33 protein-coding genes are annotated in these 19,600 nt (G+C 44.3%); 1 reads left to right on the top strand and 32 read right to left on the bottom strand.

Annotated elements, in window-relative coordinates; genetic code table 11:
- Nucleotides 1–117 precede the first annotated feature (117 nt).
- Nucleotides 118–804, top strand: coding sequence for a spore germination lipoprotein GerD (gene gerD / locus NST40_RS28110; protein WP_036680627.1), 687 nt, complete (start codon nucleotides 118–120; stop codon nucleotides 802–804).
- A 59-nt stretch (nucleotides 805–863) separates the two neighbouring features.
- On the opposite strand, the gene NST40_RS28115 is transcribed toward gerD, so the two are convergent.
- From NST40_RS28115 to rplP, 32 genes are all read right to left on the bottom strand, one after another.
- Nucleotides 864–1,973 (bottom strand): Mrp/NBP35 family ATP-binding protein, encoded by a 1,110-nt coding sequence (locus tag NST40_RS28115; RefSeq protein WP_076277844.1) that lies wholly within the window; start codon nucleotides 1,971–1,973, stop codon nucleotides 864–866.
- A 90-nt stretch (nucleotides 1,974–2,063) separates the two neighbouring features.
- A complete protein-coding gene (gene cwlD, locus NST40_RS28120; protein ID WP_076219354.1) occupies nucleotides 2,064–2,804 on the bottom strand; it encodes an N-acetylmuramoyl-L-alanine amidase CwlD in 741 nt (246 codons plus the stop codon).
- Between the two features lie 78 nt (nucleotides 2,805–2,882).
- Nucleotides 2,883–4,052 (bottom strand): sulfate adenylyltransferase, encoded by a 1,170-nt coding sequence (gene sat, locus NST40_RS28125; protein WP_076219353.1) that lies wholly within the window; start codon nucleotides 4,050–4,052, stop codon nucleotides 2,883–2,885.
- A gap of 37 nt (nucleotides 4,053–4,089) precedes the next feature.
- Nucleotides 4,090–4,782: a phosphoadenylyl-sulfate reductase gene (locus NST40_RS28130; protein WP_036680616.1), complete on the bottom strand. Its 693-nt coding sequence runs from the start codon at nucleotides 4,780–4,782 to the stop codon at nucleotides 4,090–4,092.
- Nucleotides 4,783–5,010: 228 nt separating this feature from the next.
- Entirely contained in the window at nucleotides 5,011–5,649 is a 639-nt protein-coding gene (locus NST40_RS28135; RefSeq protein WP_076219352.1) for a hypothetical protein, read from the bottom strand.
- A 12-nt stretch (nucleotides 5,650–5,661) separates the two neighbouring features.
- Nucleotides 5,662–6,192 (bottom strand): matrixin family metalloprotease, encoded by a 531-nt coding sequence (locus NST40_RS28140; protein WP_179087049.1) that lies wholly within the window; start codon nucleotides 6,190–6,192, stop codon nucleotides 5,662–5,664.
- A 235-nt stretch (nucleotides 6,193–6,427) separates the two neighbouring features.
- On the bottom strand, nucleotides 6,428–6,820 hold the full coding sequence (gene rpsI, locus NST40_RS28145; protein ID WP_025706574.1) for a 30S ribosomal protein S9: 393 nt from the start codon (nucleotides 6,818–6,820) through the stop codon (nucleotides 6,428–6,430).
- 20 nt (nucleotides 6,821–6,840) lie between these two features.
- Nucleotides 6,841–7,278, bottom strand: a complete 438-nt coding sequence (gene rplM / locus NST40_RS28150) for a 50S ribosomal protein L13 (RefSeq protein WP_036680589.1) — start codon at nucleotides 7,276–7,278, stop codon at nucleotides 6,841–6,843.
- Between the two features lie 229 nt (nucleotides 7,279–7,507).
- Nucleotides 7,508–8,290 carry a tRNA pseudouridine(38-40) synthase TruA gene (gene truA, locus NST40_RS28155; RefSeq protein WP_342410222.1) on the bottom strand — a complete coding sequence of 261 codons (783 nt, stop codon included), beginning with the start codon at nucleotides 8,288–8,290 and terminating at the stop codon, nucleotides 7,508–7,510.
- A 317-nt stretch (nucleotides 8,291–8,607) separates the two neighbouring features.
- Nucleotides 8,608–8,973 carry a 50S ribosomal protein L17 gene (gene rplQ / locus NST40_RS28160; RefSeq protein ID WP_019908254.1) on the bottom strand — a complete coding sequence of 122 codons (366 nt, stop codon included), beginning with the start codon at nucleotides 8,971–8,973 and terminating at the stop codon, nucleotides 8,608–8,610.
- A gap of 34 nt (nucleotides 8,974–9,007) precedes the next feature.
- Complete coding sequence (locus NST40_RS28165; protein WP_036680585.1) at nucleotides 9,008–9,952, bottom strand: DNA-directed RNA polymerase subunit alpha; 945 nt, start codon at nucleotides 9,950–9,952, stop codon at nucleotides 9,008–9,010.
- 130 nt (nucleotides 9,953–10,082) lie between these two features.
- Nucleotides 10,083–10,478, bottom strand: a complete 396-nt coding sequence (gene rpsK, locus NST40_RS28170; protein ID WP_019908251.1) for a 30S ribosomal protein S11 — start codon at nucleotides 10,476–10,478, stop codon at nucleotides 10,083–10,085.
- A 19-nt stretch (nucleotides 10,479–10,497) separates the two neighbouring features.
- On the bottom strand, nucleotides 10,498–10,866 hold the full coding sequence (gene rpsM, locus NST40_RS28175; RefSeq protein ID WP_036680583.1) for a 30S ribosomal protein S13: 369 nt from the start codon (nucleotides 10,864–10,866) through the stop codon (nucleotides 10,498–10,500).
- Nucleotides 10,867–10,885: 19 nt separating this feature from the next.
- Nucleotides 10,886–10,999, bottom strand: coding sequence for a 50S ribosomal protein L36 (gene rpmJ / locus NST40_RS28180; protein ID WP_003322638.1), 114 nt, complete (start codon nucleotides 10,997–10,999; stop codon nucleotides 10,886–10,888).
- Between the two features lie 53 nt (nucleotides 11,000–11,052).
- Nucleotides 11,053–11,268 carry a translation initiation factor IF-1 gene (gene infA, locus NST40_RS28185; protein WP_036652996.1) on the bottom strand — a complete coding sequence of 72 codons (216 nt, stop codon included), beginning with the start codon at nucleotides 11,266–11,268 and terminating at the stop codon, nucleotides 11,053–11,055.
- A 2-nt stretch (nucleotides 11,269–11,270) separates the two neighbouring features.
- Nucleotides 11,271–11,579 (bottom strand): KOW domain-containing RNA-binding protein, encoded by a 309-nt coding sequence (locus NST40_RS28190; protein WP_036680581.1) that lies wholly within the window; start codon nucleotides 11,577–11,579, stop codon nucleotides 11,271–11,273.
- Nucleotides 11,580–11,590: 11 nt separating this feature from the next.
- Entirely contained in the window at nucleotides 11,591–12,343 is a 753-nt protein-coding gene (gene map / locus NST40_RS28195; protein WP_342410228.1) for a type I methionyl aminopeptidase, read from the bottom strand.
- Between the two features lie 4 nt (nucleotides 12,344–12,347).
- Complete coding sequence (locus tag NST40_RS28200) at nucleotides 12,348–12,992, bottom strand: adenylate kinase (RefSeq protein ID WP_038573451.1); 645 nt, start codon at nucleotides 12,990–12,992, stop codon at nucleotides 12,348–12,350.
- A 96-nt stretch (nucleotides 12,993–13,088) separates the two neighbouring features.
- The gene (gene secY / locus NST40_RS28205) at nucleotides 13,089–14,387 is read right to left on the bottom strand and encodes a preprotein translocase subunit SecY (RefSeq protein WP_342410229.1); all 1,299 of its coding nucleotides are present in this window, start codon (nucleotides 14,385–14,387) and stop codon (nucleotides 13,089–13,091) included.
- Nucleotides 14,387–14,827: a 50S ribosomal protein L15 gene (gene rplO, locus NST40_RS28210; RefSeq protein WP_036680569.1), complete on the bottom strand. Its 441-nt coding sequence runs from the start codon at nucleotides 14,825–14,827 to the stop codon at nucleotides 14,387–14,389. Before rplO ends, secY begins: the two co-directional genes overlap by 1 nt.
- A 40-nt stretch (nucleotides 14,828–14,867) precedes the next feature.
- Complete coding sequence (gene rpmD, locus NST40_RS28215; protein ID WP_036680567.1) at nucleotides 14,868–15,053, bottom strand: 50S ribosomal protein L30; 186 nt, start codon at nucleotides 15,051–15,053, stop codon at nucleotides 14,868–14,870.
- Nucleotides 15,054–15,067: 14 nt separating this feature from the next.
- Nucleotides 15,068–15,565: a 30S ribosomal protein S5 gene (gene rpsE, locus NST40_RS28220; protein ID WP_036652980.1), complete on the bottom strand. Its 498-nt coding sequence runs from the start codon at nucleotides 15,563–15,565 to the stop codon at nucleotides 15,068–15,070.
- 27 nt (nucleotides 15,566–15,592) lie between these two features.
- Complete coding sequence (gene rplR / locus NST40_RS28225) at nucleotides 15,593–15,961, bottom strand: 50S ribosomal protein L18 (RefSeq protein ID WP_036680564.1); 369 nt, start codon at nucleotides 15,959–15,961, stop codon at nucleotides 15,593–15,595.
- An 84-nt stretch (nucleotides 15,962–16,045) separates the two neighbouring features.
- On the bottom strand, nucleotides 16,046–16,588 hold the full coding sequence (gene rplF, locus NST40_RS28230) for a 50S ribosomal protein L6 (protein ID WP_036680562.1): 543 nt from the start codon (nucleotides 16,586–16,588) through the stop codon (nucleotides 16,046–16,048).
- 30 nt (nucleotides 16,589–16,618) lie between these two features.
- On the bottom strand, nucleotides 16,619–17,017 hold the full coding sequence (gene rpsH / locus NST40_RS28235) for a 30S ribosomal protein S8 (protein ID WP_036680560.1): 399 nt from the start codon (nucleotides 17,015–17,017) through the stop codon (nucleotides 16,619–16,621).
- 32 nt (nucleotides 17,018–17,049) lie between these two features.
- A complete protein-coding gene (locus NST40_RS28240; RefSeq protein WP_013312154.1) occupies nucleotides 17,050–17,235 on the bottom strand; it encodes a type Z 30S ribosomal protein S14 in 186 nt (61 codons plus the stop codon).
- 49 nt (nucleotides 17,236–17,284) lie between these two features.
- Nucleotides 17,285–17,827, bottom strand: a complete 543-nt coding sequence (gene rplE, locus NST40_RS28245) for a 50S ribosomal protein L5 (RefSeq protein WP_036680558.1) — start codon at nucleotides 17,825–17,827, stop codon at nucleotides 17,285–17,287.
- Nucleotides 17,828–17,858: 31 nt separating this feature from the next.
- Nucleotides 17,859–18,212 (bottom strand): 50S ribosomal protein L24, encoded by a 354-nt coding sequence (rplX, locus tag NST40_RS28250; RefSeq protein WP_076099615.1) that lies wholly within the window; start codon nucleotides 18,210–18,212, stop codon nucleotides 17,859–17,861.
- Between the two features lie 48 nt (nucleotides 18,213–18,260).
- Nucleotides 18,261–18,629, bottom strand: coding sequence for a 50S ribosomal protein L14 (gene rplN, locus NST40_RS28255; protein WP_036680556.1), 369 nt, complete (start codon nucleotides 18,627–18,629; stop codon nucleotides 18,261–18,263).
- Nucleotides 18,630–18,668: 39 nt separating this feature from the next.
- On the bottom strand, nucleotides 18,669–18,935 hold the full coding sequence (gene rpsQ, locus NST40_RS28260; RefSeq protein WP_036680554.1) for a 30S ribosomal protein S17: 267 nt from the start codon (nucleotides 18,933–18,935) through the stop codon (nucleotides 18,669–18,671).
- Nucleotides 18,936–18,978: 43 nt separating this feature from the next.
- Nucleotides 18,979–19,176, bottom strand: a complete 198-nt coding sequence (gene rpmC / locus NST40_RS28265; RefSeq protein WP_019908232.1) for a 50S ribosomal protein L29 — start codon at nucleotides 19,174–19,176, stop codon at nucleotides 18,979–18,981.
- Nucleotides 19,166–19,600: a 50S ribosomal protein L16 gene (gene rplP, locus NST40_RS28270; RefSeq protein ID WP_036680552.1), complete on the bottom strand. Its 435-nt coding sequence runs from the start codon at nucleotides 19,598–19,600 to the stop codon at nucleotides 19,166–19,168. The genes rpmC and rplP overlap by 11 nt, the downstream gene beginning before the upstream one ends.

Below are 19,600 nucleotides of genomic sequence, written 5' to 3' on the forward strand. Positions count from 1 at the left end.
CTATGTCAGATTTATTTTACCAAGGATACCGACAAAACACCATTACATCAGCAACATAAATGTGTGTTAATGCGGCATAATACAACTGGAGAATCCTAATAAAGGAGGGCAGCGCCAATGAAATGGAGATTTATCGGATCTGTGGGTTTGGCTTTAAGCTTTGTTATGGCCTTAACGGCTTGCGGAAGTGAGCAGAGCAGTTCTTCTTCTGGTCAGGGCAGTTATAAAGAAATGAAGACCATGGTTATTGATATATTAAAAAGTGAAGATGGAAAAAAAGCAGTTGAGGAATCATTATCAAATTCCAGTTCTGGAGGCACCAGCGGAATGAGTATGAAAATGATGCCACTTCAAACAACAGAGGATATAAAAACCGCTGTTAAAGATACCCTCACTGCACCGGAATATCAAAAGGAAATCGAGAAAATTATGACTGATCCCAAGTTCGCAGGCGATTTTGCTAAAGCCATTCAATCACAAAGCAAAGAATTGCACCTGCAACTAATTAAAGATCCCACCTATCAAAAATCCGTCGAGGAAATCATGAAGTCTCCAGAAATGATGACCATGTTTCTTAATCTCACCAAAACACCTGACTACCGAAAGCAATCCATGAAGACCATCCAGGAATCTATGCAGACTCCATTATTCCGGATGGAGGTATTGAATTTACTTAAAAAGGTCGTTCAGGACGAGCTCGAACCGAAGGAACAGAAAAAGGGCGGCGAAAGCGGCGATAAACAGGAAGGCAGCGGCAGCGGTGGTGAAAGTGGCAGCGGTAGCGGCGATGATTCAAGCACATAACCAAAAAGAGGCCTTATCCCACCTAACAAAGTGGGACGGCCTCTTTTTATGCACAATAATTAGTGCTCATATTTCGCAATCAGCTTATCGGCGATATCAGCAAACAACAACGCAGTAGCTGTGTCTTCCTTGTATACGGAAGGTGAGAAATCCGGTTCAGAAATATGGTTGTCCGGTGCGCCCAATGGAACTTGTGCAAGCAGCTCGGTATGGAGTGTCTCCGCAAGCCGAGCGCCTCCGCCTCTGCCAAAAATATAATCTTTTTTACCACAGTCTTTACACTCATAATAAGCCATGTTCTCAATGACCCCAATAATCTCATGTTCTGTCTGCAGAGCCATAGAGCCCGCTCTAGCCGCCACAAACGCTGCGGTAGCATGAGGGGTAGTAACAATAATCTCTTTGCTGTGAGGGAGCATCTGATGTACGTCAAGCGCCACATCACCTGTACCTGGAGGAAGATCAAGCAGCATATAATCAAGTTCTCCCCAGCCCACATCACTGAAGAATTGGCGCAGCATTTTGCCAAGCATAGGTCCCCGCCAAATTACCGGACTATTCTCACGGATAAAGAAGCCCATAGACATGACCTTCACTCCGAAACGTTCCACAGGAATAATGATTCCCTCTTCTACAACGGGTCCCTCTTCGATTCCCATCATATCAGGGATGCTAAACCCATAAATGTCCGCATCAATCAATCCAACCTTTTTACCTTTTCTAGCCAAAGCTACTGCCAAATTCACAGTAACTGTAGACTTTCCAACACCGCCTTTACCACTGGCAATGGCGATAAAGTTAACACCAGAGTTCTCATTGATTAATTCATGATCGTCAAGACCTGCTGCATGTCCCTTAAGTTTCCCCGGTTCATCAGCCCATGGCTCTTCCCCAGCACTCTCTCCGCGTAGTAGAGCACGTTCATAATCGGTTGCATCACGCAGCCGGATATGCACATTAGTGACTCCACCCGCTTCAAGTAACTCACGAACCCGTTGTTCTAGGTCCATGCGACTTTGCTCTTCAGGATCCAGACACACGATTGATAAAGATATACGATCTTCTTTAATCATAATGTCACGGATCAGCTGTAGTTCCACAAGGCTTTTTCCGGTTTCCGGGTCTGTTATTGACTGCAGTATTTCCTGGATATGTTCCCTAGTCAGCATGGAAAGCACCTCTGTTTCCTTTCCGGAGGAGAATTCTTCCGGAGTTTTTGTCTATTATAGCATTACCCATCTCCTGATGAGTAGTCCCGGCTACTCGGAAGCATAACGAAGAATGCCACGATATATGCTAGTCGCTACCTTGCGTTGATAAACATCATCTCCGAGTAGAACTGATTCCTGAGGGTGCGACAAAAAACCGACCTCTACAAGGATCGCAGGTATTTTTAATGCTTTTAGTAGATAAACAGTATTTACAGTCTTAGCTACACGATCAGTATTCTCCAGTGTAGTCTTCAGCTCACTCTGTACAAACTCTGCGATTGCTTTATTATCCTTGTGATTGGGATAGTAAAAGGTCTGCGCCCCGCTCCATCGGTTCGAAGGCACACTGTTCATGTGAACGCTTATAAAAAGATCTGCGCCCTTCTCTTCAATACTTCTCACTCTTTGCTTAAGATCTTCAGTCTTGCGCTTAGAATAGCCCTTAGTGTCCTCCTGAGCCAAATCATAATCCCCTTCACGGGTCATTACAACAATAGCCCCTGCCTGTTGCAGGTAATCACGTAAATAAAGAGAGACTGCAAGATTAATGTCTTTCTCAATTAGCCCTTCCCGGCTAACTGCCCCTCCATCTGCTCCCCCATGTCCAGCGTCGATAGCGATCACTTTACCAGACAAAGGCAGACTCCAATAATTTAACGTTTTGGCAGTAGGCATGTCATACGCTATAATGCCGATCATTATAGCCAGCAGTGTCGCGCCCAGCATACATTTTTTGATACTGCTCCATGAGATCCAGACCGAGACTTTACTGTGTTTTCGGCCAGACATAACAAAGACCCCCTCGTCCCGATAGATAATACTCATCTATATGGGACAAGAAGGCCAAATAGTACTAGCTAACGATGATTAAGCTGTTACTTCTTGAGTCATGCCTTCAATTAGAATCTGCGCAACCTCAGGTCGCGTAAATTCAGGAGGCGGACATTGACCCTCCCGAAGCAAAGCCCGTACTTTTGTACCCGACAAAGTCATATGATCATCGCCAGGATGTGGGCAGGTTTTACTGGAAGCCATATTTCCGCATTTTTTACAGAAGAAGCTGTGTTCAAAAAATAATGGAGTAATATCAAGTTCCTCAGCGGTGAAATTCGCGAAAATTTCTTGCGCTTCATAAGTTCCGTAGTAATCACCTACGCCCGCATGGTCACGTCCGACAATAAAATGGGTGCAGCCGTAATTTTTGCGAACCATAGCATGAAAAATCGCTTCTCTCGGACCAGCATAACGCATGGCCGCCGGGAAAACACCTAGAAAGGTACGATCCTCAGGATAATAATTCTCCAAAAGCGCCAGGTAGCTCTTCATTCGTACATTTGCCGGAACATCATCAGACTTCGTCTCACCCACTAGCGGGTTTAAGAACAGAGCGTCTACAACCTCCATAGCGCACTTCTGAATATATTCATGTGCACGATGAACAGGGTTACGCGTCTGGAAGCCTACAACTGTTCTCCAGCCTTTGTCTGCAAATATCTTACGTGTAGCTGAAGGGTCAAAATAAAATTCTCCGAACTTTTCTGGCTGTGGTCTATTCAGCACTGTAATTGGTCCTCCTACATAGGTAGCCGGGCGGGCCAACAGCTTACTTACTCCTGGATGTTCAGGGTCTGTTGTTTTGAATACATTTTGCGCTTCAAGGTTTTGATCAACCGTATAAATACTCTCAATATCCAAAAAACCGTAGATCTCGCCATCCTCTTCACCGATTAGAGATACCTTGTCTCCAATAGCTAAACCAGAGGCCACATCCTCTTCTACAGCAAGTGTTATTGGAATGCTCCACACTGTGCCATCTGCTAAACGCATGTTTTTGACTACGGAGTGATAATCTTGTTCATTCAAAAATCCAGTTAGTGGAGAAAATGCACCTACCGCTATTAGATCCAAATCAGATAAAGTCCAAGTGTTCACGGCAAGCGTCTTATATTCACGTGCAAGCTGCAGCAATTCTTCTCTTTCTGTACCCTCTACTACACGGTTAACTAATGTTCCGCCATGCGGACGTATTGAAGTCATTATCGTCTCTCCTTCTGTGTTCTCACGGGGATAGGTCTTACTTGTGTAATCCGCACTCAGTCTTCTCTGATCCAGCCCAACGTCCAGCACGCGGATCTTCACCAGGCATAACCTGACGTGTACATTGCTCACAGCCGATACTTGGATAGTTACGGTCATGTAGAGGGTTATAAATTACATCATTTTCACGAATATAGTTCCATACATCCTCGGTTGTCCAATCTGCAATTGGATTAAACTTAACCAAACCAAATTTATAATCATACTCAACCTTTTTGGCATTAGCACGGGTAGGGGCTTGGTCACGACGAATGCCTGTAATCCAAGCTTCATATTGAGATAGGATACGAGTCAGCGGCTCTACTTTACGAATCCCACAGCATTGGTTAGGATCTACTGTCCATAACGCATCACCGTGTTGAAGTGCTTGCTCCTGCGGAGTGATTTGTGGAGACACTCGTACGAACTCCAGCCCGTATTTATCTGCCATCAAATCTCGGGTCTCATAGGTTTCCTTAAAATGATAATCTGTATCGAGATAAAAGACGTCTGTAGACGGACTAACTTTGTGAAGCATATCAACTAGCACTACATCTTCGGCACCAAAGCTGCAGGCAAAAGTAATGTTAGGAAATGTTTCTACAGCCCAGCGGATAATTTCCTCGGGTGAAGCAGTTTCTAATTCTTCGGCCTTAACTTTGATTAAATCCTCTTTCTCGAGCAGGTTCATTAAGGTATTCCTCCATCCAAAATATTAATCGTATGAATAAATGAGGTAAAAGAAGTAATAAAACCAACTAATTCTATATGAAATAGTATATAACTTTTACTGAGGAAGTCAATGCGTTTCATCCGTTAGAATTAGTAAATAGATGCAAAAAAAGCCCATTTCTTGTGGAAAGGGGCTAAACAAGAAAAACCCTTAACCATAAAGGTTAAAGGTTTCTTATGTGCTTTTTTATCTCCCGTATTTTTCTAAGGCTTCTTTAAATATAGTATTTAACGCTTCAGGATACTCACCATAGATTTCTAAATCTTGAGAAGACTCTTCCTCAGACTGTTCCAATATCTTATTCACTTTGGGTTCACTCAAAGGAATTTTACCGTAGTAAACTCCTTTAACAAAATAAACATTAGGATCGGTTAAACTTTTATCTAAGAATAATAAATACTCTTCATTTTCATTCATTAACTGATAACCTTCAATTCCATAGATCAATGTTCCATCTTCTGTTGTTTCGATAGCTCCATTTTCTTGCACTGTAACTTCAGAGCCCTCTACAATATCTTGATTATCAGATTTGAAAATCTGATTAATCTTTATTGCAGATTGCGTATGATAATCAATCGTTTCACCAAATTCATTTTTATCGATAAATGTATTTATGACTTTAGCTTTTGTGCCTTTCAGTATCAATTCAGCCGTGTTGTCTAGCTCATTAAAATCACGATAACCAATAACTTTTGCTTCAGAACTGATAAATGCAGGAGAATTATCTCCCTTTACAGCTTTGTTATTGTTAATGAATCCTGCAGCACCGACAACCAATACGAAAGCCAACACACCTATTGAAAGAAACTTATTTTGTTTTTTCATATATTGACCCCCTTAATCAAATTGGTAAATATGCGCTATACCATCTTTATCATCTTGTACTGGGTAAGTTCCATATAACCAAGCTGGTCCAGAAAGCATAATGGACGGAACTGTATCTTCATGAGTTAAGCCTAGTACATGTCCCATTTCATGAGCAGTGGTTTCTTTTTGTCTATTTCCATCTACTGTCTTGAATCTTACCGTGTTAATTCTAACGATTGATGTAGAGGTTAGTGTACCTGAAGTAGAGGTTTGCGCATAAAATTGTCCAAGATCATTTGTTTCTGACGAAGCGTACCACTTTACGTCAGCAGCAGAGGCTGAAGTTGTTGAAGTAACGTTAATAGACAGTCTACCAGCAGTAAGACCATTCCACGCTGTACTTCCATGTATGGCAGCGGCATTGTAGCCAATTGAAGATATAGAAGCATCAAGCCAATATTTAACTTGGTTAGGTCTATCCACTCTATTTCCGCGAAGTACATAAGCATCTACCTGAGAGATAAAAATTGAAGCAACAACCATTAGAACGATTGAAGACAAAATAAATTTCCTCTTACTCAAAGAACTCTCAATTTCCATAAATTCAACTCCTCCTTTATAACCTTAAACGCCTATAATTGGAAAAAGTTTCTATGATTAAATAAAAAAATATTAATAAAAAAACCTATTCCCGAAAGAAATAGGTTAGTTTGAAACACAGCTCTAAATATGATTCTGTTCTGATATAAAAAATAAAACCCTCGGCCATAAGGCCAAGGGTTGAATTCTGTAAATATTAACGTTTCGAGAACTGAGGCGCACGACGTGCAGCCTTCAAGCCGTATTTCTTACGTTCCTTCATACGTGGGTCACGAGTCAGGAAACCGGCTTTCTTCAATGCACCGCGATATTCAGGGTCAACTTTAAGCAATGCACGGGAGATACCGTGACGAATTGCTCCAGCTTGACCGGAAATGCCGCCACCATGTGCAAGAACGATTACATCGTAGTTGCCAAGTGTTTCAGTCAGGTTCAAAGGTTGTTTTACGATCATTTTCAGTGTTTCCACACCGAAATATTCGTCCATCTCACGTTTGTTAATGACAATGCGTCCTTCACCCGGTACAAGGCGAACACGTGCTACCGAATGTTTACGACGACCTGTCCCATAGTATTGTACTTGTGCCATGAAACTGTCCTCCTCTATTCTTATCCGCGAAGTTCGTAAACTTCAGGTTTTTGTGCTGCATGTGGATGCTCGGCGCCTGCATATACTTTCAATCTCAGCTTCATGTGGTCCCCTTGACGAGTCTTAGGAATCATACCATGAACCGCGAATTCAATTACGCGTTCTGGTTTAGTATTCAGCAGAGTTTCAGCATTAGTAACTTTCAAACCACCTGGGTGCATCGAGTGACGGTAGTATTTTTTGTTTTGCAATTTCTTACCGGTCAAGTGAATTTTCTCAGCGTTGATAACGATAACGAAATCTCCTGTATCAACGTGTGGAGTGAATTGCGGTTTGTGTTTGCCACGGATCAAAGCAGCGGCTTCGCTGGCCAAACGACCGAGTGTTTTGCCTTCGGCATCAATAATGTGCCAATTGCGTTCAACTTCGTTCGGCTTCGCCATATAGGTGGTACGCATGAATGTTTCCTCCTTGTTCTCGTACGAAAATCTTCTGTTTCGTATATCTTGTTTCTCATTGAATTACGATTATGTGAGTTAAGCAAAGCATTTTTTTGGCATTTTCTCGATCGGGGCTGTGGGATAGCCATCAAGAAAACACAACTTTTATATTACAGTATAAACATAACAAGTGCAAGTGATTTTTAAACATTTAACCTATTAATCAGTAAGAAATTTATAGAAAAAACTATTCACTTTCAATCTCGTCATATTCAACACTCCACAAAGCTAACCCCATGGCCACAGCTGTTGGACCGGCATGAGATCGATCACATGCTGCCAATATTTCAGCAACCTTATCAGCAGGTATTTTACCTTCCCCCACATGGATCAAAGTCCCCATAATAATGCGAACCATGTGCTGAAGAAATCCACTACCCGTTATATAAGTATGGATAACTCCTTGATCTGATGAAGAGGGTCGGCACATACTGCGGTCTACTTCCATATGAGCTTCAAAGATCGTTCGTACATGAGAAGTCTTCGTAGACCGTCGTGATGCAAACGAAGTGAAGTCATGTGTCCCTATAATTTGCGTTAAGCCTTGCTGCATCGCAGGAATATCCAACTTCACTGGATGGTGAAGCTGCCAGCGCCGCTGAAACGGATCTGGAAACCTGTTGCCATTGATCGCGTATCGGTAAGTTTTACGCTTAGCCCCTCTACGAGAGTGAAACGTTAGCGGAACTTCCCTAGCCTCTGTAACCACGATGTCTTGTGGCAGCCGGGCATTAAGCGCTAGACACCAACGTTCAGTTGGGATTCGAGAGGAGGTTGTAAAGTTAAAAGGCTGGCCATAGGCATGTACTCCGGCATCTGTGCGGCCTGAAGCAGTAATCTTAAGCTTCTCACCTGTCAGATGGAGTATGGCTTGCTCCAGCCGATCCTGAATCGTATTGCCCTGAGGCTGGGTCTGAAAGCCATCATAATTCGTTCCGTCATAATTGACCTTCATCAATAGATTACGCATTCCGTTCTCCTTTTTAAACCGGTCAGCAGAACGTCGATCGAAGCACTGTCTGATCTTCTATTTGAAGAAATGGCTTCGCCGTCCCTAGTAGGACGGCATCCATTTTTCATATATAGAACTACAAGTCCTATAGGATCCTTAATTTCAAAAAAAAGAGCCCCTGCGGGAGCTCCTTCAATTGAACCAAGGTGATTCCCACGGTTATTAGTACAGCAGAGTCTTGCGCCTCTGCAGCACAATAACGCTGATATTTCCCCCATCTTTACTCCAAAGAGGGCTGGATGAAAGGGAAGCATCGGAAATCAATACTTGTGATACTACGCGCGGTCTACCAATTCAAGATAAACCATAGGCGCAGCGTCGCCACGACGAGGTCCTAGTTTAAGGATACGAGTGTATCCACCTGGACGCTCAGTGTAACGAGGAGCAATGTCAGAGAACAATTTTTGAATTGCATCTTGTTCACCATCAACAGTCTCGCGGCGAACAAATGCAGCTACTTGACGACGAGCATGAAGATCACCTTTTTTAGCTTTAGTGATCAGCTTTTCAGCGATAGAACGAACTTCTTTCGCTTTAGCTTCCGTTGTTTGGATGCGCTCGTATAAAAACAGATCCGTTACCATGTCGCGAAATAACGCTTTACGCGCACTGGAATCACGGCCCAATTTTTGGTATGCCATTGTGTTTTCCCTCCTTTACTAAAGCAATCTGCAGCTATTCTTCTGTGCGGAGACCCAAACCAAGTTCCTCAAGCTTTTCCTGAACTTCTTCCAAAGATTTGCGACCAAGGTTACGCACCTTCATCATATCTTCTTCAGTCTTCGTGGTAAGCTCTTGTACGGTATTAATACCAGCACGTTTGAGGCAGTTGTAGGAACGAACAGAAAGATCAAGCTCTTCGATTGTCATCTCAAGTACTTTTTCTTTTTTGTCTTCTTCTTTTTCAACCATAATTTCGGCGTCTTTCGCTTCGTCCGTAAGACCTACGAACAGAACGAGGTGCTCGTTCAAAATTTTGGCTCCGAGGCTTACAGCCTCTTCCGGTCTGATACTTCCATCCGTCCAAATTTCAAGCGTCAATTTGTCATAGTTAGTCACTTGACCAACACGTGTATTGTCTATGCCGTAGTTAACGCGTGAAATTGGAGTGTAGATGGAGTCAACTGGAATAACACCAATTGGCTGATCGTCACGTTTGTTCCGGTCCGCTTGGACATAGCCGCGACCACGGCCTGCAAAAATACGCATATGAAGTCTCGCACCAGGTCCCAGCGTTGCAATGTGAAGATCCGGATTGAGGATCTCAACATCGCTGTCCGCACGGATATCACCTGCGGTAACGATGCCTTCCCCTTCAGCATCAATCTCGAACACTTTTTCCTCGTCTGAATGAATCTTCAGAGACAAGGCTTTAAGGTTCAGAATGATTTCCGTCACATCTTCCATTACGCCTGGAACGGTCGAGAACTCATGCAGAACGCCGTCAATTTGGACCGAAGTCACTGCGGCTCCTGGAAGCGAAGAAAGCAATATCCGGCGAAGCGAGTTCCCCAGAGTCGTGCCATACCCACGTTCCAGCGGTTCAACTACGAATTTCCCATAGGTACCTTCATCATTAGCTTCTACGGTCTCAATCTTCGGCTTTTCGATTTCTATCACGAGTTTACCCCTCCTTCAACGTCGCTCCTATATGAAACTGTCACCCCATCAGGTGCATCATGTAGTATGCCTAAACACCTATTATTAGCAGATGCGTCAGAATTATACCACATTCACAATACTGATTTCACTATACGCGACGACGCTTAGGCGGACGGCATCCATTGTGAGGAACCGGAGTTACGTCTTTAATAAGGTTAACTTCAAGCCCTGCAGCTTGAAGGGAACGGATGGCTGCTTCGCGGCCCGCGCCCGGTCCTTTAACCATAACCTCAACCGACTTCATGCCGTGCTCCATAGCTGCTTTAGCTGCTGATTCAGCTGCCATTTGCGCTGCGAATGGAGTGGACTTACGGGAACCTTTAAATCCTTGGCCGCCGGAGCTTGCCCAGGAAATTGCATTTCCGTGAGGATCCGTGATGGTAACGATGGTGTTGTTGAACGTGGAACGAATATGTGCCACGCCGGATTCGATATTTTTACGGTCGCGACGTTTGGTACGTACGACTTTTTTCGGTTTAGCCATTGTCTCTTATCCCCCCTTATTATTTCTTTTTGTTTGCTACCGTACGACGCGGGCCTTTCCGGGTACGGGCATTCGTTTTAGTACGTTGACCGCGAACAGGCAATCCACGACGGTGGCGAACACCGCGGTAACAGCCGATCTCAGTAAGACGTTTAATATTTAAGGAAATTTCACGACGCAGGTCACCTTCAACCTTAACCGTTTTGTCGATCGTTTCACGCAGTTTGCTGACTTCATCTTCCGTCAAATCACGGACACGTGTATTAGCGCTAATGCCTGTTTCATTAAGAATTTTCTGAGAAGTCGTTTTACCGATTCCGAAAATATAAGTCAAGGCGATCTCAACGCGTTTGTCACGTGGCAAATCCACTCCAGCTATACGAGCCATTTTACGCTACACCCCCTTCTTAACCTTGTTTTTGTTTGTGTTTCGGATTTTCGCAAATCACCATAACAGTCCCTTTGCGGCGGATTACTTTACATTTCTCGCAAATGGGCTTTACAGAAGGTCTTACCTTCATGTTAATTACCTCCTCAAAGTTTTGCGAAGCAAAACTTTTTTCGTAGTTCCCATCTATTTACGGTAAGTTATACGACCTTTTGATAAATCATAAGGCGATAACTGCACGACCACTTTGTCTCCGGTCAAAATACGGATAAAGTGCATCCGCAATTTACCGGATACATGGGCAAGTATTTGATGACCGTTCTCAAGCTCAACCTTAAACGTTGCGTTTGGCAACGGTTCAAGGACAGTACCTTCTACTTCAATGACATCTTCCTTAGCCACAGTTAGTCTCCTTTCTCATCAGCACTTATTCCGGTGGGTCCAGCATACTTCATAACTGCGAATCGCAGCTTTCCGTTTGTTACCCGCCCAGTTTCCTTCAAACTGTCCACAACCTCACTGCTGATGAAGGGTATGAGCTCAAGATGAAGAATATTCTTCTTCTTTGGCCCATCAAACTTACGTTTGTCTCCATCTGCAATGTATACAAATCTGCTATCAACAACTGCGATAACAACGGCTGCCTCTCCGGCATCTTTGCCTTTGAGAATTCTCACTAATTGACCAACCTGCGGGCTGCTCACAGTATTCAAGTGGAGATCACCTACGCATTCAGTTTTGTGAAAATTTCCATGCCGTCCGGAGTAACTGCTACTGTATGCTCGAAGTGAGCACATAGTGAGCCATCAACCGTAACGACAGTCCAGTTATCTTCCAGTGTTCTGACATGTCTCTTTCCTGCGTTTACCATCGGCTCAATCGCGAGCACCATACCCGGTTTCAGACGTGGTCCGCGGTCCGCTATGCCATAATTCGGAATTTGCGGTTCTTCATGCAGTTTTGCCCCAATACCATGACCAACATACTCACGTACGACTGAGAAACCAGCCTCTTCGATGTATTGCTGAATAGCATGGGAGATTGTAAACAAGCGCACATCCGGCTTAACTAACGCCAGTCCCGCGTACAAGGAGCCTTCCGTAACGTCCAGCAAACGCTGAGCCTCTTCGGAAATGCTGCCCACACCGTAGGTCCAGGCGGAATCACCGTGATAACCGCGGTACTCTGCACCGATATCCAGCGTAACAATATCGCCTTCGTTCAGTTTACGTTTACCTGGAAATCCATGCACCAATTGTTCGTTGACTGAAGCGCAAATGCTGGCAGGAAAACCGTTGTAGCCTTTGAAAGACGGCACAGCATCTTGACTGCGAATGTATTGATCGGCGATTCTGTCGAGCTCGCCCGTAGTAATGCCAGGCTCGATGGCCTGAGCAATAAGACGGTGACTCTCGGCAACAATTCGACCAGCTTCCCTCATAAAGGCAAGTTCCTGTTCGGATTTACAAATGATCATTACATTAACCCCGCATTAAAGACACGATTTCAGAAGTAACGACATTAATTTCGTTTTCCCCGTTTACCTGACGCAAAAGACCTTTATTATCATAAAACGCAAGCAGCGGCGCTGTTTTATTATCATACTCATCCAGGCGCTTGCCTACACTTTCTTCGTTGTCATCCGGACGTTGATATAATTCACCGCCATCAATGTCGCAAATGCCATCTTGCTTCGGCGGGTTGAAGATTAAATGGTAGGATGCTCCGCAAACGCTGCAGATACGACGTCCAGTAAGACGCGCCATTAGCAATCCACGGTCAACATTCAAGTTGATGACATGATCCAAAGAAGTGTTCAAACGGCTAAGAATATCATCCAGCGCTTCCGCTTGCGAAAGAGTTCTTGGAAAACCATCCAATAGAAATCCTTTTTCGCAATCGGACTGCTGCAACCGTTCTTCGACTATCCCAATGGTCACATCATCTGGTACAAGCAAACCTTGATCTATAAATGATTTGGCCTTCAATCCTACCGGAGTTTCCTGTTTGATTGCCAAACGGAAAGCATCTCCTGTCGAAATATGAGGAATACCAAATTCTTTAACGATTTCTGCCGCTTGTGTTCCCTTGCCTGCCCCAGGAGGGCCCATGAATAAAATGTTCACGATTTCTCTCTCCCCCCAAAAGTTCGCCACCAAGCAAGAAACAGCATAATAGGTGCCGGGAAGAATAAAAACTTAAGCTTCACCGGAACCTATCACCTATTTATTGATGAAGCCTTTGTAATGGCGTTTGATCAATTGGCTCTCGATCTGCTTCATAGTATCCAATGCCACACCGATTACGATTAGCAGTGCAGTACCGCCAATTCGAACTTCTTTAGGCAATCCAGATATAGCACCGAAGAACATCGGCAAAACAGAGATCAGAGCTAGGAATAGCGCGCCAGACATAGTCAGACGAGACATTACTCTAGTCAGATATTTCTCTGTAGCTTTACCAGGACGGATACCTGGAATGTACCCACCATTCTTCTTCATGTTATCAGCCATCTGCTGAGGATTCATCTGCACGAACGTATAGAAGAACGTGAACCCAATGATCATCACTACATACAGAAGCATACCAAGTGGAGCATCGGTTGCTAAATACTTAGCAATCCATTGAGCCCAGGCATGTGTTGACCAGAAACTGGAGAGAACAACTGGGAACTGAAGCAATGATACGGCGAAGATTACCGGAATTACACCTGCCGCATTAATTTTCAATGGGATATGTGTATTCTGTCCACCGTACATTTTATTGCCGACTACGCGTTTAGCGTATTGAACAGGAATCTTCCGAATACCTTGCTGTACGAAGATAACTGCTGTAATAATCGCTACAATCACAATCAGCACGATAACGACTTTAAGAATATTCAGGAACACCTGATCCGGCTGAATAAAACTTGAGTTAGCCGTACTTGTGATATATCCCGGAATGGCGGCGACGATTCCCGCAAAAATCAGGATCGAAATCCCGTTCCCGATTCCCTTTTCGGTAATCTGTTCACCAAGCCACATCAAGAAAGAAGTACCCGCCGTCAAGATAATGGCAACCAGCAAGTAATCAGCAAATGTCGCATTCGGCATCATTTGAGTATTGTATATCCGGTTAAACCCTATCGACGTAGCAAAACCTTGGATCAGGGCTAATATCACTGTACCGTAACGAGTGATTTGCGCCAATTGTTTTTTCCCGTGCTCCCCTTGTTTAGCCCATTCAGCAAACTTGGGAACAACATCCATCGACAGCAATTGCACGATGATGGATGCTGTAATGTACGGGTAAATACTGATCGCAAATATCGAGAAGTTTTTGAGCGCTCCGCCCGAAAAGGTGTTCAAGAGTCCCATCAAAGCGTCACCGCTCTGATTTGCTGTTTGCAGTACATCTTTGTTCACACCAGGAACCGGAACAAACGAACCGATACGGTAGATAATCAGAATGAACAAGGTAAACAGGATCTTTTTGCGCAAATCTTCAACATGCCAGATATTCTTAAGCGTCTTGAACATTAGATCACCTCGGTTTTACCGCCGGCAGCCTCGATTTTCTCTACCGCAGATTGAGAGAACTTATTTGCTTGTACAGTCAATTTTACGGTCAACTCACCGTTGCCGAGAATCTTGATGCCGCTTTTGGAATTCTTGACAACACCAGTTTCAAGCAACAACTGCGGAGTCACTTCAGTTCCTTCTGCAAAGCTATTCAGATCTTCCAGGTTCACAATCGCATACTCTTTACGGGTAGGATTGACGAAACCACGTTTAGGCAGACGACGATAGAGCGGATTTTGTCCACCCTCGAAGCCCGGACGAACACCACCGCCAGAACGTGAGTTTTGACCTTTGTGACCGCGACCGGAAGTTTTACCATTTCCGCTACTAGGACCACGACCAACGCGATTGCGTTCTTTGCGGGAACCAGGAGCTGGAGCAAGTTCATGTAACTTCATCGTTTGCACCTCCTTATGTTTGTTAATTTATGCGAGGCGATTAGCCTTCAATTTCAGTTACAGATAGCAAGTGACTCACTTTATTGATCATTCCGCGAATTGCAGGACTGTCATTGTGAACCACTGTCGTGTTGAGTTTACGCAGGCCGAGCGTCTTAACAGTAACACGTTGTGTTTCTGGACGTCCGATTACACTACGTACGAGGGTAATTTGCAATTTTGCCATTGACGTTCCCCTCCTTAACCGCGCAATTCTTCGACAGATTTGCCGCGAAGTTTCGCGACCTCTTCAATGCGTTTCAGACGGGAAAGTCCCTCCAAAGTTGCATTGACCATGTTCATGGAATTCGAAGAACCCAGTGATTTTGTCAAAATGTCGCCAACGCCTGCCAATTCCAATACGGCACGAACTGGACCGCCAGCGATAACGCCAGTACCCTCTGATGCTGGTTTCAGCAACACGCGTCCTGCGCCGAAGTGTCCAGTAACGAGATGGGGAATCGAAGTTCCTACGATTGGGATGTGAATCAGGTTTTTCTTGGCGTCTTCAATGCCTTTACGGATGGCATCCGGAACTTCGCCGGCTTTACCGATACCAGCACCGACGTAGCCGTTGCCGTCGCCCACAACAACAAGTGCACTAAAGCTGAAACGGCGTCCGCCTTTTACAACTTTTGCAACACGGTTAATGTGTACAACTCTTTCTGTCAGTTCTAAACTGTTCGGATCTACACGCAAGTCGTTAACCTCCTTTTAAGAATTATTCTAGAATTCAAGACCAGCTTCACGAGCTGCATCAGCCAATGCTTGAATCCGTCCATGGTACAAGTAACCTCCGCGGTCGAATACGACCACTGCATATCCTTTTTCTTTGGCACGCTCAGCGACCAATTGGCCAACTTTCGCTGCAGCTTCAACGCTGCCGCCATTACCGATGTTAGCGCTCAGATCTTTATCAAGTGTAGAAGCGGATACGATAGTAACCCCTTTAACATCATCGATCAGTTGAGCGTAGATGTGTTTCGAAGAACGGAATACGTTCAAACGTGGACGCTCAGTAGTTCCCTGGATCTTCTTACGAACACGCAGGTGTCTTTTGAGACGAGCCTTGTTTTTATCTTCTTTTGTAATCATGACTTCCCTTTCACTCCCTTCAGTTTGCCGTAAACAGCTTCACTTTAAGATGCACGGGGTATCTTACAATTAAGTTTAAACTGGTTATTTCTTCTTACCAGCTTTACCTTCTTTGCGGATGATACGCTCGCCTTCATATTTGATACCTTTACCTTTATACGGTTCTGGTTCACGAACGGAACGGATTTTAGCAGCGTATGCGCCAACGCGTTCTTTATCGATACCTTTAACGATGATCTTCGTGTTCGCAGGAACTTCGAACTCGATACCAGCTTCCGGTGTAATTTCAACCGGGTGGGAATAACCAACGTTCAGAACGATTTTATCTCCGGATTTGCTTGCACGATATCCGACCCCAACCAGTTCCAGAGATTTCGAGAAACCTTCAGTCACACCTGCTACCATGTTGTTGACAACGGAGCGGGTTGTGCCGTGAAGTGAACGATGCAATTTGTTATCCGACGGGCGAACAACGGTAATTTCGTTATTTTCAACTGTAACCTTCATGTCTTTATGAAGCTCACGAGTCAAAGAACCTTTTGGACCTTTTACTGTAATAACGGCGTTGTCCAAAGTGACATCTACACCGCTAGGTACTGCGATTGGTTTGCGACCAATACGAGACATGTGTTGCACCTCCTTATCTTGTGACGTTTATTACCAAATGTAGCAGACAACTTCTCCGCCAGATTTTGATTGACGAGCTTCTTTGTCGGTCATAACTCCCTTAGATGTGGAGATAATCGCGATTCCTAGACCACCGAGTACACGAGGCACTTCATTGCTCTTCGTGTATACGCGAAGGCCTGGTTTACTGATTCTTTTCAAACCAGAAATAACACGCTCTTGGTTAGGGCCGTATTTCAAGAAGATACGGATAATCCCTTGTTTGCTATCTTCAACGAATTCCGCATCGCGGATGAAACCTTCACGCTTCAAAATGTCAGCGATTTGTTTCTTCATAGTAGAAGCAGGCATTTCTACCGTCTCGTGACGCACAATGTTAGCGTTACGAATACGAGTAAGCATATCTGCAATAGGATCAGACATAGTCATGTGTGTAAACCTCCTTCCCGTTTATAAACTTCTTACCAACTTGCTTTTTTCACGCCAGGGATCTGGCCTTTATAAGCTAATTCACGGAAACAAATTCTGCAAATTTTGAACTTTTGCAGTACCGAATGTGGACGACCACAACGTTCGCAACGTGTATATGCACGTACTTTAAACTTAGGCGTACGTTGTTGTTTAACTTTCATCGAAGTTTTTGCCACTTAGCCTGACACCTCCTAAACATTTTCGGAGAAAATGGATTAACCGACTTTATTTTGCGAAAGGCATTCCCAGCTGACCCAGCAGCTCGCGGGATTCCTCGTCCGTCTTAGCAGTCGTTACAATAACGATGTCCATACCGCGGACTTTATCCACTTTGTCATATTCGATCTCGGGGAAGATCAATTGTTCTTTAAGACCAAGTGTGTAGTTACCACGGCCGTCAAAGGCTTTAGTGGAAACACCACGGAAGTCACGTACACGTGGAAGTGTTACGTTGAACAATTTGTCCAAGAAGTAATACATACGCTCTCCGCGCAGTGTTACTTTAACCCCAATCGGCATATTTTCGCGTAGTTTGAAACCAGCGATGGATTTTTTAGCTTTAGTGATTACTGGTTTTTGACCAGCGATCAACTGCATGTCATTAACTGCAGCATCAAGTACTTTGGAGTTTTGAACAGCGTCACCCACACCCATGTTGATGACAACCTTCTCGATCTTAGGCACTTGCATAACAGTTGTATAGTTAAACTTCTGCATCAAAGCAGGTGTAATTTCGTTAAGAAAACGTTCTTTCATTCTTGCTGCCATGAAGATTTAACCTCCTTTCTTAAGGGCTAGATTAGTCGATAATCTCTCCGGATCTTTTAGCAATCCGAACTTTTTTACCATTGTCCAAAACTTTGTAACCGATACGGGTTACTTTGCCGGTCTTCGGATCGATGTGCATTACGTTGGACACATGAATCGAAGCTTCCTGCTCAATAATTCCACCCTGTGGATTCAGCTGGTTCGGCTTTTGGTGTTTTTTCACCATATTGACGCCTTCTACCAGAACGCGGTTTTCACGAGGATAAGCAGCGATGACACGGCCTTTTTTGCCTTTGTCTTTACCACTGATCACAAGCACCACGTCATCTTTCTTCACGTGCAGTTTATTGTTATGGGATTCCAGAACTTTTTTCACTCTAGGCATTTATTACACCTCCTATAACTAACCTTCAACTTATTGGTGCCGTGTTTATTAGATAACTTCCGGTGCCAAGGAAACGATCTTCATGTAGTCTTTATCGCGAAGTTCGCGAGCAACTGGTCCAAAGATACGTGTTCCACGAGGGCTTCTGTCGTCTTTAACAACAACAGCTGCATTTTCGTCGAATGCGATGTAAGATCCATCTTTACGACGAACGGAACGTTTCGTACGAACAACTACCGCTCTAACAACATCACCTTTTTTGACAACGCCGCCTGGTGTTGCTTGTTTAACGGAACAAACGATCAAATCACCGATTGCTGCTGTACGGCGTCCAGTACCACCCAGTACGCGGATACACATCAGTTCCTTCGCACCAGAGTTGTCAGCCACATGCAAACGTGTAAATGGTTGAATCATTATTAATTTCCTCCTTCCGGAAAAACTCTCTTGATTATCTTAGATGATAACCGCTGCTTCTACCACTTCAACTAGTCTCCAACGTTTGTCCTTAGACAACGGACGAGTTTCCATGAGTTTTACGGTATCGCCAATCTTTGCAACATTTCCCTCATCATGTGCTTTGAATTTCTTCGTAGACTTGATGCGTTTGTGGTACAAATTGTGTTTCTTATAGGTTTCAACAGCAACTACGATGGTTTTATCCATTTTATCACTGACCACTTTACCGATTAGCACTTTACGTGCATTACGTTCTTCACTCATTAGTTAGCCTCCTTCCTGAATACGGATCTGCGATCCGTCTCACTTAACTAATCCCAAGCACTCTTTGATGGATTACGGTTTTAGCACGAGCTATTTCCTTACGCACGTCACGAATCCGAGTTGGGTTGTCCAATTGGCCAGTTGCCAATTGAAAACGGAGATTAAAAAGTTCCTCTTTGAATCCAGCGATCTTTTGTTCAATCTCAGCAGTGGTTAAGTTGCGAAGTTCATTAGCTTTCATTTGCTTCACCACCCAATTCTTCACGTTTCACAAACTTAGTCTTTACAGGCAGCTTGTGAGCGGCAAGACGCATCGCTTCACGAGCGATTTCTTCCGACACGCCTCCGAGTTCGAACATAATCTTGCCCGGTTTAACTACGGCTACCCATTTCTCAACGTTACCTTTACCACTACCCATACGAACCTCGAGAGGCTTTTGAGTAATAGGTTTATCTGGGAAAATCTTGATCCAAACTTGACCGCCACGTTTGATATAACGTGTCATCGCGATACGAGCAGCTTCGATCTGACGGTTAGTGATCCAAGACGGTTCAAGTGCAACCAGGCCGAATTCGCCGAAGTTCAATTCAGTACCGCCTTTTGCCATACCCTTCATGTGTCCGCGTTGTTGCTTGCGGTGTTTTACGCGTTTTGGTACCAACAT

This window comes from Paenibacillus sp. FSL R10-2778 (assembly GCF_038593035.1).
Taxonomy (GTDB): Bacteria; Bacillota; Bacilli; order Paenibacillales; family Paenibacillaceae; genus Paenibacillus_AQ; species Paenibacillus_AQ odorifer.

What these genes read in the sequence shown, in the direction of transcription:
- gerD (WP_036680627.1), top strand. Translation starts at nt 118, where the DNA reads ATGAAATGGAGATTTATCGGATCTGTGGGTTTGGCTTTAAGCTTTGTT.
- NST40_RS28115 (WP_076277844.1), bottom strand. Translation starts at nt 1,973, where the DNA reads ATGCTGACTAGGGAACATATCCAGGAAATACTGCAGTCAATAACAGAC.
- cwlD (WP_076219354.1), bottom strand. Translation starts at nt 2,804, where the DNA reads ATGTCTGGCCGAAAACACAGTAAAGTCTCGGTCTGGATCTCATGGAGC.
- sat (WP_076219353.1), bottom strand. Translation starts at nt 4,052, where the DNA reads ATGACTTCAATACGTCCGCATGGCGGAACATTAGTTAACCGTGTAGTA.
- NST40_RS28130 (WP_036680616.1), bottom strand. Translation starts at nt 4,782, where the DNA reads ATGAACCTGCTCGAGAAAGAGGATTTAATCAAAGTTAAGGCCGAAGAA.
- NST40_RS28135 (WP_076219352.1), bottom strand. Translation starts at nt 5,649, where the DNA reads ATGAAAAAACAAAATAAGTTTCTTTCAATAGGTGTGTTGGCTTTCGTA.
- rpsI (WP_025706574.1), bottom strand. Translation starts at nt 6,820, where the DNA reads ATGGCACAAGTACAATACTATGGGACAGGTCGTCGTAAACATTCGGTA.
- rplM (WP_036680589.1), bottom strand. Translation starts at nt 7,278, where the DNA reads ATGCGTACCACCTATATGGCGAAGCCGAACGAAGTTGAACGCAATTGG.
- truA (WP_342410222.1), bottom strand. Translation starts at nt 8,290, where the DNA reads ATGCGTAATCTATTGATGAAGGTCAATTATGACGGAACGAATTATGAT.
- rplQ (WP_019908254.1), bottom strand. Translation starts at nt 8,973, where the DNA reads ATGGCATACCAAAAATTGGGCCGTGATTCCAGTGCGCGTAAAGCGTTA.
- rpsK (WP_019908251.1), bottom strand. Translation starts at nt 10,478, where the DNA reads ATGGCTAAACCGAAAAAAGTCGTACGTACCAAACGTCGCGACCGTAAA.
- rpsM (WP_036680583.1), bottom strand. Translation starts at nt 10,866, where the DNA reads ATGGCTCGTATAGCTGGAGTGGATTTGCCACGTGACAAACGCGTTGAG.
- rpmJ (WP_003322638.1), bottom strand. Translation starts at nt 10,999, where the DNA reads ATGAAGGTAAGACCTTCTGTAAAGCCCATTTGCGAGAAATGTAAAGTA.
- map (WP_342410228.1), bottom strand. Translation starts at nt 12,343, where the DNA reads ATGATCATTTGTAAATCCGAACAGGAACTTGCCTTTATGAGGGAAGCT.
- secY (WP_342410229.1), bottom strand. Translation starts at nt 14,387, where the DNA reads ATGTTCAAGACGCTTAAGAATATCTGGCATGTTGAAGATTTGCGCAAA.
- rplO (WP_036680569.1), bottom strand. Translation starts at nt 14,827, where the DNA reads ATGAAGTTACATGAACTTGCTCCAGCTCCTGGTTCCCGCAAAGAACGC.
- rpmD (WP_036680567.1), bottom strand. Translation starts at nt 15,053, where the DNA reads ATGGCAAAATTGCAAATTACCCTCGTACGTAGTGTAATCGGACGTCCA.
- rplR (WP_036680564.1), bottom strand. Translation starts at nt 15,961, where the DNA reads ATGATTACAAAAGAAGATAAAAACAAGGCTCGTCTCAAAAGACACCTG.
- rplF (WP_036680562.1), bottom strand. Translation starts at nt 16,588, where the DNA reads ATGTCTCGTATTGGTCGCAAACCAATCGCAGTACCTAGCGGTGTAGAT.
- rpsH (WP_036680560.1), bottom strand. Translation starts at nt 17,017, where the DNA reads ATGACTATGTCTGATCCTATTGCAGATATGCTTACTCGTATTCGTAAC.
- rplE (WP_036680558.1), bottom strand. Translation starts at nt 17,827, where the DNA reads ATGGCAGCAAGAATGAAAGAACGTTTTCTTAACGAAATTACACCTGCT.
- rplX (WP_076099615.1), bottom strand. Translation starts at nt 18,212, where the DNA reads ATGCCTAGAGTGAAAAAAGTTCTGGAATCCCATAACAATAAACTGCAC.
- rplN (WP_036680556.1), bottom strand. Translation starts at nt 18,629, where the DNA reads ATGATTCAACCATTTACACGTTTGCATGTGGCTGACAACTCTGGTGCG.
- rpsQ (WP_036680554.1), bottom strand. Translation starts at nt 18,935, where the DNA reads ATGAGTGAAGAACGTAATGCACGTAAAGTGCTAATCGGTAAAGTGGTC.
- rpmC (WP_019908232.1), bottom strand. Translation starts at nt 19,176, where the DNA reads ATGAAAGCTAATGAACTTCGCAACTTAACCACTGCTGAGATTGAACAA.
- rplP (WP_036680552.1), bottom strand. Translation starts at nt 19,600, where the DNA reads ATGTTGGTACCAAAACGCGTAAAACACCGCAAGCAACAACGCGGACAC.